The sequence below is a fragment of the Shinella sp. GW821-FHT11G07 genome, assembly GCF_058808115.1.
Genome location: NZ_JBXARJ010000001.1, coordinates 460760 through 475582, shown reverse-complemented (window position 1 = coordinate 475582; position 14823 = coordinate 460760). Strand labels below are relative to the sequence as shown.

At 63.1% G+C, this 14823-nt stretch carries 14 protein-coding genes; 13 read left to right on the top strand and 1 reads right to left on the bottom strand.

The window, feature by feature from the left end:
* Window positions 1-11 precede the first annotated feature (11 nt).
* From AC1RT2_RS02115 to AC1RT2_RS02075, 9 genes are all read left to right on the top strand, one after another.
* Window positions 12-986, top strand: coding sequence for an amino acid ABC transporter permease (locus AC1RT2_RS02115; RefSeq protein ID WP_493099039.1), 975 nt, complete (start codon window positions 12-14; stop codon window positions 984-986).
* Window positions 983-1723 carry an amino acid ABC transporter ATP-binding protein gene (locus AC1RT2_RS02110; protein ID WP_493099037.1) on the top strand — a complete coding sequence of 247 codons (741 nt, stop codon included), beginning with the start codon at window positions 983-985 and terminating at the stop codon, window positions 1721-1723. Before AC1RT2_RS02115 ends, AC1RT2_RS02110 begins: the two co-directional genes overlap by 4 nt.
* 120 nt (window positions 1724-1843) lie before the next feature.
* Window positions 1844-2893 carry a 2,5-dihydroxypyridine 5,6-dioxygenase NicX family protein gene (locus AC1RT2_RS02105; RefSeq protein WP_493099035.1) on the top strand — a complete coding sequence of 350 codons (1050 nt, stop codon included), beginning with the start codon at window positions 1844-1846 and terminating at the stop codon, window positions 2891-2893.
* Window positions 2894-2915: 22 nt separating this feature from the next.
* On the top strand, window positions 2916-4226 hold the full coding sequence (locus tag AC1RT2_RS02100) for an acyl-CoA dehydrogenase family protein (RefSeq protein WP_493099033.1): 1311 nt from the start codon (window positions 2916-2918) through the stop codon (window positions 4224-4226).
* Between the two features lie 3 nt (window positions 4227-4229).
* Window positions 4230-5522, top strand: a complete 1293-nt coding sequence (locus AC1RT2_RS02095) for an alpha/beta fold hydrolase (protein ID WP_493099031.1) — start codon at window positions 4230-4232, stop codon at window positions 5520-5522.
* Window positions 5519-6196 (top strand): TetR/AcrR family transcriptional regulator, encoded by a 678-nt coding sequence (locus tag AC1RT2_RS02090; RefSeq protein ID WP_444797995.1) that lies wholly within the window; start codon window positions 5519-5521, stop codon window positions 6194-6196. Before AC1RT2_RS02095 ends, AC1RT2_RS02090 begins: the two co-directional genes overlap by 4 nt.
* Before the next feature lie 2 nt (window positions 6197-6198).
* On the top strand, window positions 6199-7542 hold the full coding sequence (locus AC1RT2_RS02085) for a glutamine synthetase family protein (RefSeq protein WP_493099029.1): 1344 nt from the start codon (window positions 6199-6201) through the stop codon (window positions 7540-7542).
* Between the two features lie 4 nt (window positions 7543-7546).
* Window positions 7547-8053: a flavin reductase family protein gene (locus tag AC1RT2_RS02080; RefSeq protein WP_493099027.1), complete on the top strand. Its 507-nt coding sequence runs from the start codon at window positions 7547-7549 to the stop codon at window positions 8051-8053.
* Between the two features lie 78 nt (window positions 8054-8131).
* Window positions 8132-9577: an APC family permease gene (locus AC1RT2_RS02075; RefSeq protein WP_493099025.1), complete on the top strand. Its 1446-nt coding sequence runs from the start codon at window positions 8132-8134 to the stop codon at window positions 9575-9577.
* Window positions 9578-9626: 49 nt separating this feature from the next.
* On the opposite strand, the gene AC1RT2_RS02070 is transcribed toward AC1RT2_RS02075, so the two are convergent.
* Entirely contained in the window at window positions 9627-10556 is a 930-nt protein-coding gene (locus AC1RT2_RS02070) for a sugar phosphate isomerase/epimerase family protein (protein ID WP_493099023.1), read from the bottom strand.
* A gap of 240 nt (window positions 10557-10796) precedes the next feature.
* Between AC1RT2_RS02070 and AC1RT2_RS02065 the strand changes: the two genes are divergently transcribed.
* From AC1RT2_RS02065 to AC1RT2_RS02050, 4 genes are all read left to right on the top strand, one after another.
* On the top strand, window positions 10797-11924 hold the full coding sequence (locus AC1RT2_RS02065) for an extracellular solute-binding protein (RefSeq protein WP_493099021.1): 1128 nt from the start codon (window positions 10797-10799) through the stop codon (window positions 11922-11924).
* A gap of 66 nt (window positions 11925-11990) precedes the next feature.
* Window positions 11991-13061, top strand: a complete 1071-nt coding sequence (locus tag AC1RT2_RS02060) for an ABC transporter ATP-binding protein (protein ID WP_493099019.1) — start codon at window positions 11991-11993, stop codon at window positions 13059-13061.
* Entirely contained in the window at window positions 13054-13935 is an 882-nt protein-coding gene (locus AC1RT2_RS02055) for an ABC transporter permease (RefSeq protein WP_493099017.1), read from the top strand. Before AC1RT2_RS02060 ends, AC1RT2_RS02055 begins: the two co-directional genes overlap by 8 nt.
* Entirely contained in the window at window positions 13932-14789 is an 858-nt protein-coding gene (locus AC1RT2_RS02050; protein ID WP_493099015.1) for an ABC transporter permease, read from the top strand. The genes AC1RT2_RS02055 and AC1RT2_RS02050 overlap by 4 nt, the downstream gene beginning before the upstream one ends.
* Window positions 14790-14823 lie beyond the last annotated feature (34 nt).

The window sequence follows — 14823 nt, the reverse complement described above, 5'->3', positions numbered from 1 at the left end:
AAGGAGCGGAGATGCTGTATCCGGATACCGTCGAATCCGACGTTCTTGTCCACAAGCCCTGGTTCGTCGCCGGTCTGTTCGTGGTGGTTTTCGCCGTCTTTCTTGCGTTCGACCTGACCGGAACATCGCTTGGCGACCTGATGCGACCCGTGATCGGCGATCCCGCCGAAAGCGGCGCGTACGGCCGCTTTGCCATCGCCTTCGTCATCGCGGTGACCTTGTGCCTTAACATCGTGTTGATCGGCTTTGCGCCGCTGAAGGTGCAGGTCGCGGTCGTCTGGTCCGAGCTGCTGCTGCTCTTCCTCGCCTTTTTCACGACCTTCAATCTCAGCCTGCCGTTCATGGCCGAAAAGGTGCCTTTCCTCATCACACAGGGACTTTTCACGACGATCTATGTCTCCGCGATCTCGATCGTCATCGCGTCGGCCATCGCCATCCTTGGCGCGGTCGCAAAATTGTCGACCAACGGCTTTGCCTATGCGATTGCCAGCTTCTACACGTCGTTCTTCCGCGGCCTGCCGCTCCTGATGCAGGTCTATCTCATCTATCTCGGGCTACCGCAGATCGGCTTCGTCATCGATGCCGTGCCCGCCGGCATCCTGGCGCTCTCGCTCTGCTACGGCGCCTACATGACGGAAATCTTCCGCTCCGGCATCCAGAGCATCGATCGGGGCCAGTGGGAGGCCTCGCGCTCCATCGGCTTCGGCTTCGGCGTCACCATGCGCAAGATCATCCTGCCGCAGGCGCTGCCCGTCATCATTCCGCCGACCGGCAACCAATTCATCTCCATGTTGAAGGACAGTTCGCTCGTCTCGGTCATCGGGGTCTGGGAGCTGATGTTCCTGGCACGCACGCTCGGCCAGAAGAGCTTCCAGCACATGGAAATGCTGATTTCCGCCGCCATGCTCTACTGGATCGTATCGATTGGACTCGAACTCATCCAGTCGCGCATCGAGCGTCACTACGCGAGGAGCAAAGTGCGATGAGCGACACGATTATCGACGTGCGCAACGTTTCCAAATGGTACGGCGCCTTCCGCGTGCTGACCGATGTGAACCTGACCGTGCAAAAGGGCGAGCGCATCGTCATTTGCGGCCCGTCGGGTTCGGGAAAATCGACGCTCATCCGCTGCTTCAACCGGCTGGAGGCGCACCAGCAGGGCGACATCGTCGTCAACGGCATCACCCTGCACGACAAGATGCGAGAGGTCGGCGCGGTGCGAAAGAACGTCGGCATGGTGTTCCAGCACTTCAACCTCTTCCCGCACATGACGGTGCTGATGAACTGCATGGTCGGGCCGATGTGGATCAAGGGCGTTTCCCAGGCCGAAGCCCGCAAGACGGCGCTGCAATTCCTGGAGCGCGTGCGCATTCCCGAGCAGGCGAACAAATATCCGGTGCAGCTTTCCGGCGGCCAGCAGCAGCGCGTGGCAATCGCCCGTTCGCTTTGCATGCAGCCGGCCGTCATGCTGTTCGACGAGCCGACATCGGCGCTCGATCCCGAAATGGTCTCCGAGGTGCTCGAGACCATGACGAGCCTTGCCCGGGATGGCATGACGATGGTCTGCGTCACCCATGAAATGGCTTTCGCCCGCGCGGTCGCCGATCGGGTGATTTTCATGAATGCAGGACAGATCGTCGAACAGGGCAAGCCGGAAGACTTCTTCAGCAATCCGCAGCACGAACGCACCAAGCTCTTCCTCAGCCAGATCCTCAAACACTGAGGCGGAGTGCCCGTTTCCCGGGCCTAGAATTATCTCTTGACAAAATTTTAGACTTCAAACAGTTTCTTTACTCATAAGTAAAGAAATCGCTGAGGGGCGATTTAAATCTGGGAGAGGTCAATGCTGCAGGAGCGCATTGAGGGGAAGTGGCTTGCCTGCTTCCGGCGCGTATTCGTGCTCAATGGAATTGGCCGCGCAACGCGCGTGGCGATCGTCGCGGAGACGCAGTCGCGGCCCGTGTTGGTCCAGCTTGCGGATCTCGCCTGCCACGATCTCGGCGCGGACTATTGCATGATCACCATGCCGACGCCGCGGCAGACGGCGCCAGTGCCGGTCAAATCCACTGGCACGTCGCTCGCCATCCAGGGCAACCGTGCGGCGATCGAAGCCATGAAGCAGTGCGAGGTGATCGTCGACTGCACGGTGGAGGGCATGATCCATGCCGCCGAATGGCCGGAGATCGAAGCGGCCGGTGCGCGCATCCTCGTGATCTGCAACGAGCATCCGGAAATCCTCGAGCGCTGCGAACCCAAGGCCGAACTCGGCCCCAAGGTGGCGCTCGGCATCCAGATGCTGCGCGAAGCGAAGGAAATGCGCGTCACCTCGGCGGCCGGAACGGACCTCTTCATCGACCTTACGGATGCGCCCTGCGGCGGAACGCCGGGCTTCGGCACGACGCCGGGAGCCGTCGCGCACTGGCCGGGCGGCCTTTGCCTCGCATTCCCGGGGCCGGGCACCGTCAATGGCCGTATCGTCATGGATGTCGGCGACATGAACCTGACCTTCAAGAGCTATTTGACCAGCCGCATCGACTTCACCGTCGAGAACGACTTCGTCAAGGAAATCAAAGGCGACGGGTTGGATGCTGAACTGTTCCGCGACTACATGGACGCCTGGGAGGACCCGCTCGCCTACGGGTTCTCGCATGTCGGCTGGGGCATGAACCCGGCCGCCCGCTGGGTGTCCGGCGCGCTCTACGACAAGGGCGACATGCAGGCCGTCGAGTTTCGCGCCTGGGCCGGCAACTTCCTCTGGTCGACGGGCGCCAACCAATATGCCGGCCGTTTCACCGAAGGGCATTTCGACCTGCCGATGCGCAAGTGCACGATTACGCTGGATGGCGTTGCCGTGGTGAGGGACGGCCGTCTCCAGGGCGACCTCGTTCTCTGACCGGATTTGACAAGGACTGATCATGAGCGAACCTGCAGACTACTATGACCTCTCCCGCATCCGGCCCGACGTGCTGGCGGTTCTCGCCCGCATCAACGAACTCGGCCGCGAGCGCTTTGCGCCGCGCGCCAAGGGCATAGACGACGAAGCGTCCTTTCCGGTCGAGAACTACAAGGATCTGGCCGCCGAGGGCTTTCTCACCCTGACCGTTCCCAAGGAGTTCGGCGGCCACGGCTTCAGCCTCGGCGAATATGCGATGGTCGGCGCGGAAATCGGCAAATATTGCGGCGCCACCGCGCTCACCTTCAACATGCACAACTCCTCCATGATGTGGTCGCGGTTCATGTATGAGCTGCCCAATCTGACGGACGAGGACCGGGCCGCCTTCGCGCCGCTGCGCGAACGCCAGTTCCGCCGTGCCGTCAAGGAACAGGGTATCTATTCGCAGCCGATTTCCGAGGCCGGGCAGAACTGGACCTCCAAGCCGGCGCAGACTGCCTGCCGCAAGGTCGATGGTGGCTGGCGCATCAATGGCTTCAAGAAGTTTGCCTCGCTTGCCGGCTATTGCGACTACTATTCCATCGTCTGCACCGAGCATTTCGAGGGCATCGAGCCACGCCACGAGGACACGATGATCTTCGTCGTGCACAAGGACGCGCCGGGCCTCTCGGTCACCGGCAGTTGGGATCCGCTCGGCATGCGCGGCACCAACAGCCGCGACCTCGTGCTCAAGGATGTCTTCGTCACCGAGGACGACCTGATGATGCCGCGCGGCATCTTCATCAAGACCCTGCCGCACTGGCCGCACATGATGGCAACGCTATCGCCCACCTATATGGGTGTGGCGCAGGGCGCCTTCGATTTCACGGTCGCCTATCTGCGCGGCGAGGTGCCCGGCCAGCCGGCCGCTGACCGTCGCATGTTCGGCACGAAGCGCATCACCGTCGGCAAGATGTACACCCAGCTCGCCGCAATGCGGGCACTGTGGTGGCAGGCTTTCATGGAGGCCCAGGGGTTTCCGACAAAGGCGCAGGTGCTGCGCATGTACGCCGCCCAGTACACTGTCATGGAAGGCGTGCAGGAGATCGCAGCGCTCGCCATCCGGACCTGCGGCGGCCAATCCATGCTGAAAACCCTGCCGCTGGAGCGCATGTATCGCGACAGCCGCTGCGGGGCGCTAATGCTGCCCTACACATCCGAAATCATGGAGGACTACCTTTCCGTCCTCACGCTCTATGACACGAACGAACTCGACAAGGCGCCCGGCGACGAAGGCGGTGCGCGCTCTTCGCTATGGCGGGGTACGGGCGGCACGCTCAAGGGGCTTCGCTGAGACATGGCGACGGAGCAGGTTCACGTCATCGGGCATGTTGCGGCAGAACCTGCCGAGGTCTGGGCCGTTGTCGGCAATTTCTGCGGCATCTGGCACCCGGCGATCGCGGAAATGCGCCCGGAGCGTGATGCGCGCGGCGCGCTTATCCGCGCCTTCACCGCGAAGGGCGAGAACACGCTGTACCGCGAGCAGCTCACTTACCGCTCCGACAGCGACCGGGCGCTCGCTTACACGCATCTTGAAGGCATTGCGGGCGCGGAGCGCTACGATGCCCGACTACAGGTCTTTGCCGACGAAACGGGGGGCAGCCGCATCGAGTGGTCGGCACGGCTCTTCGCTTCCGCCGACCGCGCTCCGGCCATCGCCGCCGGCACAAAGGCGATCTTTGAGATGGGTATAGCGGCTCTCGACGACCTCGCCAGGACATCGGCCCATCATGACAATCCCTCCGTCGAGCAGCGAGACGGAGCACTCGAAACCGTCTTCATCGCTGGTGCGCCGAAATTGGCGCTGACGGTCACGCCGCAAAGGCCGGGTCCGCTGGTGCTTTTCCTGCACGGCATCGGCGGTGCGCGGACTAACTGGCTGGCCCAGCTCCAGGCGGTGGCGCCGACCCTGCGGGCTGCGTCACTTGACCTGCGCGGCTACGGCGAGAGTCGGCTCGGCCCGTCGCAAAGCACGGTGGAGGAGTATTGCGACGATATCCTGCGTGTCGCCGAGGCGCTTGGCGCGACGCGCCTTGTGCTCTGCGGTCTCTCCTACGGGTCCTGGATCGCGACGTCCTTCGCCATGCGCCATCCGGACATGCTGACGGGCCTCGTCCTGTCCGGCGGATGCACCGGCATGTCTGAGGCCGAGGTGGCGGAGCGCGAGGCGTTCCGAACGGCGCGGGAAGTGCCGCTCGATGCAGGCAAGACGCCGGCCGATTTTGCGCCTGCGGTCGTGGATGTCCTGGCGGGTCCGAATGCAGGCGAGGCGGTGCGGCAGACGCTGTTCACCTCCATGGCAGCCATTCCCGCCGCGACCTATCGCGATGCGCTCCATTGTTTCACCCACCCGCCGGAGCGTTTCGATTTCTCCCAGCTCACCATGCCGGTGCTGATGATGACGGGTCGGTTCGACCGGCTTGCTGCCCCCGAGGAGATCCGCGGCGTTGCCAACCGGATCGCGGAAGTGGCGCCGCGCGCCTGTGTGCGTTTCGAGGTCATCGAGGACGCCGGGCATGTCTGCAATGTCGAGCGTCCCGGCGCCTATAACAGGGTGCTCGGCGAATTCCTGTCGGAGATCGCGCGATGACCGCTCTACCGAAACGCCAGCAGAACCGCATCCTTCGCGAACGCCGCATCCTCGACGCCGCGCTCAAGATCTTCTCGGAGAAGGGCTTCGTCAGCGCCTCGATGGACGACATCGCGGCCGAGGCGGGGCTGACCAAGCCGACGCTCTACCAGTATTTTCCGTCGAAAGACGAGCTCTTCACCGCCATGATGACCCAGGAACGGGACCACATGCTCGAATCCTTCGAGTATCCCTCCGCCTCGGGCATGGTGGCCGAGCTCTATGCCTTTTCGTGGCATTATGCCGATGTCGTGCTGCGACCGGACATGCTGAACCTCGCCCGGCTGATCATCGGCGAAGCGCAGCGCTTGCCCGATGTCGGCCGTGCCTATCAGGCGTCGGGTCCTGACCGGGTGCTCGCCGGCATGATCACCTATCTCGAACGGCAGCGCGGGGCCGGCCGGCTCGTCTTTGACGATGCCGAGCTCGCGGCAGAAGACCTCTGGGGCCTGATCCTCTCGGCACCACGCAACAAGGCGCTGCACATTCCCGATGCCGTGCCCGACCGGGCGACCATCGAACGCTACATCCGCAACGGGCTCGGCGTGTTCCTGCGCGCCTATTCCACCGCTTCAGAAAAAGACCTCGCCGTCCTCTCATCCCTCAAGCCGCCGCCGGCCACCGAAACGGAGTGACCATGACCCTCGACGCCTACATCGCCGACCCGGAAAGCCGTTTCGCCACCTTTGCGATGACCGATACGAACGGCCTGCTTCGCGGCCAGATGGTGTCGGTCCGCTCGCTGGCCGGTATAGCGCGCAGCGGCATGGGCATGTCTCCCGTCACGTTCGCGCTCGATCCGACCGATGTCGTCCTCAATATTCCCGGCGTCTCGGATGATACATCGGATTTCCACGACGATCCGCTGGTGCTGGACCCCTCCACCGTGCGGCGTCTGCCTTGGTCGAAGCCCGGGCATGACCTGCTGGTACTGTCCAACTATGGCGGTGCCACTGCAGAACTTTGCCCGCGCTCGCTGCTGAAGCGCGTGCTGGCCCGCGCCGGGAAGGCCGGCTATGCGCCGCGTTACGGCATGGAGCTGGAATACACGCTGTTCGACGAGACGCCGGAAAGCGCGCGTGAAAAGGGCTATCGCAATCTCAAGACTGCGACGTTGCACAAGAGCCATGACCTCGTGCTCTACCAGGTGCAGCAAACGGAATGGTACGAGGCGCTGGCCGAGATCTGCGAGCCGCTGAAGATCGACCTCGCCAAGATGCATGAGGAAATCGGCGGTGGCTTCCTCGAAGCCTGCATCGCGGCGGGCACGGGGCTGGAGCCTGCCGACCAGCTCGTCCTCCTGAAAAATTTCGTGCGCGCACTCGCGCAGCGCCAGGGCAAATGCGTCACCTTCATGCCGCGCTGGACGGAGACTGCCGACAGCCAGTCGATCCACCTTCATGTCAGCCTCACCGACGGGGAGGGCAGAAAAATCTTCCATGATCCCGCCGGCAAGAACGGCATGTCGCAAACCTTCCGGCACTTCATCGGCGGTCTGCAACGCTACATCGGCGACATGACGCTGATCTTCCAGCCGACGGTGAATTCCTACCGCCGCTTTGCGCCCGGTACCTTCGCGCCACCCGGCCTGACCTGGGGTTTCGAGAACCGCACGACCTGCTTCCGCGTCGTCGGGCACGATGCGGGGTCGCTGCGCGTCGAAAACCGGTTGCCCGGCGCAGACACCAATCCCTATCTGACGGTCGCCGCGACCGTCGCGGCCGGTGTTGCCGGCATCATGGAGGGCATCGAGCCCGAGCCCGAAGTGATCGGCAACGGCTATGTGCAGGTGGGTGAGGGACCTGATTTCGCCCGTTCGATGCCCGAGGCAATCGGCCGGCTTCGGACCTCTGCTTTTGCCAAAGACTGGCTTGGCGAACGCTTCGTCGAAGCCTTTGCCGCCAGCCGCCAGAGCCAACATGACGAATTCTGCAAGAAAGTACCCGATGTAGAACTGCAACGCTTCTTTGACCTGGGGTAGTGCCATGAAACCAGAGCTTCGCATGCAATTCCTCGAAGGCATGAGCCGCGCGGCGACGTTCGTCGCGGTGGTGACGACGGATGGCGGGGCGGGGCGCTTCGGCGTGACGATCAGCTCGCTCACCTCCGTTTCCGCCGATGGCGACCATCCCTCGCTGCTCGCGTGCCTGCATCATATGAGCCCGGTCGCCACGGCGATCCTGAAAAACCGCGCCTTCTGCGCCAATCTCCTGCATGAGGACCAGCATCCGGTGTCCGATCTCTTTGCCGGCCGGCTTTCGGCGGGCGAACATGCGGAGCGTTTCGAGCGCACGCCCTGGTCATCAGGAAAACTTGGGCAGCCCGCACTGGAAGGCGCGACGGCGAGCTTCCAGTGCCAGGTCGCAACCTCCGTGCTTTGGGAAACGCATCACATCGTTGTCGGGCGTGTCATGGACGTCCGCTTGTCGGAAAACCCGGCCTCTCTGCTCTACGGCCACCGCGCCTATCACCGAGCGGTTCAATTGTCGTAGCGCACAACAAAAACGAAAAGGGCTGCGGATGCCGGCGGGGTGAGCCGGCGAATTGGGGAACGAAAACTGGAGAGACCAATGACTGACGTGACAATAGCGGGGGCAAACCAACTCCGCAGAAACTCGCTGGGCCTGATCGCGGTGACCTTCATGGTGATCTCGGCTGCAGCACCGCTTACGGGCGTCGCCGGCGCCGTGCCGATTTCCTTCCTGCTTGGAAACGGCACGGGCATTCCGGCAACGTTTCTGTTGATGACGCTGATCATGCTGGCTTTTTCGGCCGGTTACGTGGCGATGTCGCGCCACGTCACCAATGCCGGCGCCTTCTATGCTTACGCGGCACGCGGCCTCGGTGGGCGCATGGCCGGCGCCGTCGCCATCATCGCGGTGGTGGCCTATAACGCCATGCAGTTCGGCTTGATCGGCCTGCTGGGCGGCATTGCAAGCGGGGTCTTCGCCGGCTTCGGTATCAACCTGCCTTGGTACCTGTGGAGCCTCATCGCCATCGCCCTCGTCGGCATCCTGGGCTACCGTCAGGTCGATCTCTCCGCCAAGGTCATGATCGTGCTGGTCGTGCTCGAATATCTGATCGTGCTGCTGGTCGATTTCGCCATTCTGGCAAAGGGTGGGGCAGGTGGCCTCTCCTTCAATTTCTTCGACACGACAGCCATGTTCTCCGGTTCGCTCACCGCCGCCGTGCTGTTCTGCCTCGGCTCATTCATCGGCTTCGAGGCGACGACAATCTATGCTGAGGAGGCGCGCGACCCGGAAAGGACCATTCCGCGTGCCACCTATCTGTCCGTGCTGATGATCGGGCTGTTCTTCGTCTTCACAACATGGCTGATGATCGTCGGCGTCGGCGCCGACAAGCTCGTGCCGACGATTGGCGCGCTGCCCGACCCGACCTCGTTCTTCTTCGATCTTGCCGGCACCTATGTTGGCGGGCCGGTTCCGGCCATTGCCGGCCTGCTGCTCGTCTCAAGCCTGTTTGCCGCGATCAGCGCCTTCCACAACTACATCGCCCGCTACAGCTACGTGGCCGGCCGCGAAGGCCTGCTGCCGTCCGCCTTCGGCCGCACCCACGATGCGCATCAGAGCCCGCATGTCGGCTCCGTCGTGCAGACGGTGATGGCGCTTGCCGTGCTTGCGGTGTTCGCCGGCCTCGGCCTCGATCCGGTGCTCAACATGTTCACCTGGATCAGCCAGGTCGGCACGCTTGGCGTGCTCGGCATGATGACCATCACGTCGCTCTCCGTCATCGTCTTCTTCCGCAAGACGCCGGGCGCACATCCACCCCTGACGACGCTCGTCCTGCCGGCCGTGTCGGGCCTCATCATGGCGGCGTTGTTCGTCTATATCTTCATCAACTTCGGCGACCTCACCCAGACGGCTGGCGGCACGCTCGGCATCACCCTGCCGGCACTGGTCCCGGTTGCCGGCCTTATCGGTTTCGCGATGGCAAGCAGGCTCAAGGCCACGAACCCGGCCGCGTATGCCCGCATGGGACAGAACCGCGCCGGCTAGAAACCGGCTTTACCCTTGCGTGGTCGGTCTGGTCCAGAGACCGGCCACGTCAGGCCGCGATGGGGGCTTGCGCGGTTTGCGCCGAATGCGCCAGACTGCGCGTTGCGTCCACACATTCCGTCGCCGCATACCAGTAGCGCTCATTGAGCTCGATGTTGAACAGGGTGCCCTCGGGGAACCTGCATTCGGCCATCAGCGCCTGCCAGGGAATGTCGCCCCACCCGACCGGCAGGTGGAGATCGCCATGGCCATAGGCCAGACGTTCGCCTTCGGTATACATCCATATGTCGTCCTGACGGCCAAAGCTGTCATGGACATGCAGGTGCTTGGCATAGGGCGCCAAGGTGGCGATCTCATCCACGAAACAATCCCGGTCACCGTCGAAGTCGAGCTTGAGATAGGAGTGGCTGAAATCGATGGTTGCCATGACGTGCCGATGCGCAATGGTGGAAAGTTCTTTCGCCAGGCGCCGCGGCGGCGAGGCGTAGCCATCTCCCTTGTAGTCGGCAAACAGCGTTTCCACGCACAGGATCAGGCCGTGTTGCCGCGCCATGTCCCCAGCCCGTGAAAGCGCTTCGCGCTGCCGGTCGTAGGCAGCTTCCGTGCCCGCGGCCTGCTGGCGCGGTGCCAGCCCGGAATGCATGACATAGTGCTCCGCGCCGATTTCCGCTGCGACTTCCAGCGATGCTTCCAGCACCTCGAAATGGCGTGGCAGACGCCAGGCTTCGTCCATGAAGTTGATGGCGAGCGGGCCATGCACCGAATAGAGCACCCCGCGGCCGCGGCATGCGTCGAGCAGCCTTGCGAGCTGGGGGCGACGGACCCGTCCGCCAACGACGACATCGAGGTCGAAGGTGGGGATCTCGATCGAGTCCACGCCAAGCGCTTCGATCATGTCGAGTTCCGCCGCGAAGTCCGAAAGATCATGCGCCCTCTTGTGCGCGGAAATACCGATGCCTTTGACGCCATTGGAAAACATGACAGCGAACCTCATTGATGACTGGGGCATGAACCTGCCCGGATGCCCCTCCCGCTAGTCAGCGAATGTGTCAGTCAGCCGACAGACGGATGACCGTTCGATGAAGTTTGCCTTCGCGCCGTGCCAGGTGGGGCGGAAGCTGCTTCAGGCGCGGAATCCTTCGCATACCTGTCACAGACCAGCCCTATGAGCGGTGCCCTGACGGCGGCCGATAGTGGCGCCGAAAAGGAGAACCTTTCGATGACCCACGTTAGTCGACGCATCCTGATGAAGGGCACCATGGCGGCCGCCGGCCTTGCCTTGGCAGCACCGTTTGTCTCCCGCACGGGATTTGCCGCCGGTTCGTCCGGCTCGGTCAATATCTTCGCCTGGGCCGGCTACATTTCCGACGACATGCTGGCTGCGTTCGAGAAGGACACGGGCATCAAGCCGGTCTACACGCCCTATGGCACAAACGACGAATTGCTCAACCAGATGCGCGCCAGCAATGGCTCGGGCTATGACGTCATCTGGCCGGCCGTCGACCGCGTGCCGAACTATGTCGAATTCGGTCTCATCCAGCCGATCGACGAAAAGAAGGTGCTGTGGGATCGCGTGCTGGCAAGCGCCCTCAAGGGTTCGGAAACGCTGGGCGCCGTGATCGACGGAAAACGCTACCAGGTGCCGACTGACTGGGGCACTGAAGCAATCACCTTCGACAAGAACACCACGCCGCTGGAATACGGCACCGCCTCCTACGGCGATATCTGGAAGCCGGAAATGGCCGGCAAGGCAACCGTCCGTGGCCATTCCGGTCTCGTCGGCCTCGGTCTCTGGCTGGAGACGCAGGGCAAGCTGCCGAAGCCGATGCGCGACAGCTTCAAGGACGAGGCGACGATGCGGGCGAACTACGACGCCATCCTCGCCGAAGCCATCAGGAACAAGGGCAACATCGCGCAGTTCTGGTCGAATGAAAACGAAGCGCAGGGCGCTTTTCGCGCAAACGGCGTGACGATCGGCCAGACCTGGGATTCGTCCGCCGCAGGCCTCGCCAAGGAAGGCCTGCCGGTTGGCTTCGTGGCTCCGAAGGAAGGCGCACTGACCTGGATGGAGGGTGTTTCCATTCCCGTTGGCGCCGCCAATGTCGAACAGGCCTATGCTTTCCTGAACTGGGTGCTGACGCCGGAAGCCGGCGCGCTTTACGCCAACCACACCTCGATCAACACGACGGCGGTTGGCGCGGAAAAATTCCTTTCCGAAGCGTCGCAGAAGTTCTTCGCCGCCGCCTATCCGGGCGACGCCCTCGAAAAGCTGTGGTGGTGGCCGGTTCAGGAAAACTGGTTCGTTGCCCTGCGCAACGAGTACCAGGACAAGTTCCTCTCGGCTTAAGCCCGTCCGTGGACATTGGGCGGCGGGACAGGATCCCGCCGCCGCTCTTTTTCAAGGAAGTCCTGCATGTCCCGTTCTGTCGAACTGATCGATGTCGAAATGACCTTCGGCAAGGCCCGCGCGGTCGAGAAACTCTCTGTTGCCATAGAGGGCGGCGAGTTCTTTTCGATCCTCGGCCCTTCCGGCTGCGGCAAGACGACCATCCTGCGACTGATTGCCGGCTTCATGCAGCCCACGGGCGGTCGGATCCTGATCGGCGGGCGCGACATGGTCGGCATCGGCGCCGACCAGCGGCCGACCTCAATGATCTTCCAGTCACTGGCGCTTTTTCCTCTCATGCCGGTGTGGGAGAACATCGCTTTTGGCCTGGAAGTGCGCGGTGTGCGCAAGGCCGAACGGCGAAAGCGTGCCGAGGAGTTGCTCGAACTGATTGCCCTGCCGGGCTATGGAGAACGCATGGTGCATGAACTCTCGGGAGGGCAGAAGCAGCGCGTCGCAATCGCCCGCGCGCTGGCTGTCGAGCCCCAGGTGCTGCTGCTCGACGAGCCGCTCTCGGCGCTCGACCTGAAGCTGCGCCAGCACATGCGCGCAGAGTTGCGCGGCCTGCAGAAGCGCACCGGTGTCACCTTCATCTATATTACCCACGACCAGTCCGAGGCGCTTGCCATGTCGGATCGTGTCGCGGTGATGAGCGCCGGCGTCTTGCAGCAGGTCGCGCCGCCGCTCGAACTCTACACCAATCCTGCGACGTCCTTCGTCGCGCGGTTCGTTGGGGAAACCAATGAGTTCCCCGGCCGCGTCGAGCGCCTCGCCGATGGCATGGCCGCAATCGAGACCGCCCATGGCCTATTCACGGGGCGGAGCAGCGCCGGTCTCAAGGTCGGCGACCAAGCGGTCGTCTATGTACGGCCCGAAGCGATCTCGCTTTCGGCGGGCGCCGATGCCAATGGCCTGCACGCCGTTGCCGAGCAGCTCGAATTCGAAGGTGCGACCGCCATGCTGCACGCCAAGACCGACGGTGGATACCGGCTGGCGGCGGCATTGCCGCACCATCGGCTTGCCGAGGCACCGACGGCCGGAACGAATGTGCGGCTGTCCTTTGCCGCTTCGCAGGCGCTGGTCCTGGCCCATGCATAGCCTGTTTCAGCGATTCGGCGTCGGCCTCGGCAGCGTGATCCTGATCTGTGTCGCAACCTGGTTGCTAGGCATGGTTCTGGCGCCTAACCTGATGATGCTGGATTTCTCGTTGCGACCCAATCTGATGCCGGCGCAGATCGGCGGTCCGGACGATCGCTACACGCTGGTCAACTTTACCGCGCTTTTCTCCGATCCCGTTCACAGGGGCATCTTCTTCAAGACCATCTGGGCAAGCGCGCTCGTCATGGCGGCGACCTTCGTCGTTACCTATCCCATGGCCTACTGGCTCGCCAAGGTTGCGCGGCGCAAGGCCGTTGCCTTCGTGACGGTCGCGCTGATCATCCCGTTCTGGATCAACGAGGTGCTGCGGACACTCGCCTGGTACATCCTCCTCGCCTTCAACGGGCCGCTCAATGTCGTGCTCACGTCGCTCGGCGTAATCGATGCGCCGGTGCGATGGTTCGGTGATGTCGGGGTGCTGGCGGGCATGGTCTATGCCTACATCCTGTTCATGCTCTTCCCGGTCTACAATTCCATCAGCACGCTGGATTCGGCGCAGGTCGAGGCGGCCCGCAATCTTGGTGCGTCGACACTCCAGATCCATCGTCGGATCGTCATCCCGCATGCCAAGGCGGGCATCGCGACAGGCTGCGTCTTCACCTTCATGCTGGCCGCCGGAAGCTATGTGGCGCCGGCGCTTCTCGGCGCGCCGGGCAGCCGCTGGTTCACGGAGATAATCTACAACTGGTTCTTCGAAGGCGGCAATTGGAACCGCGGTGCTGCCTATGCGCTGGTTCTTCTCGCGCTGTGCATGGCTGTCGTGATGGCCGCGCTCAGGATTTTCCGGGTCAACCTCGCGGATGTGGCAAAATGACTGTTTCCTATAAGGCCGCTGCGGGTGCAGCACCCTCGGCGAGCGGGTTGGCGGCCCTCGCAAGCGTCCTGCCAAAGGTGATCTTCGCCATCTACATGGTGCTGTTCTTCGCCTATCTGTTCCTGCCGCTGCTGGTGATGGCAGCGGCGACGTTCAACACCAGCAAGTTCCCGACGGTCACGCCCTGGCTCGGGACGACGCTCGACTGGTTTTCGGCGCTGTGGGCGGATAGTGCCATGTGGCAGGCTCTCCGGCTGTCCATTCTCATCAGCCTGGGCGTGATTGCCATTTCCCTGCCCGTCGGAACCGCGGCGGCCCTTTTCCTCAACAGCCTTCAGGACCGCTCGCGAAGCCTCTTCTATGCCGTGATGGTTTCGCCGCTCCTCACCCCTGGCGTCGCCATCGGCATCGCGACGTTGGTGCTCTGGCGCCAGGTCGGGGTCGGCGGCGGGACGACGCTGATCATCCTCGCGCAATCGAGTTTCATTTCCGCCTATGTGATGCTCATGGTCGCCGCCCGCATGCAGCGCTTCGACCGCACGCTGGAGGACGCCGCCGTGGACCTCGGCGCGTCCCGCATCGTGGTCTTTCGCCGCATATTGTTGCCCTATCTCAAGCCGTCGCTTCTGGCCGCGACCTGCATCGCCTTCCTGCAATCCTTCGAGAACTACAACACCACGCTCTTCGTGCGCGGCACCGAGACGCCCTTGACGGTCTACATCGCGACGAAGGTGCGCACCGGGCTGACACCCGCGGTCAACGCTCTCGGGCTCGTGCTCATCGCTGCGACGGTCCTCGCGGCCGTCGCCTATGAGCTTGCACGAAGACGGCAATCGAGCGCATCCCGGGCTTGAGAACCGCTCGACGGATTTAACACGACCCGCTGTG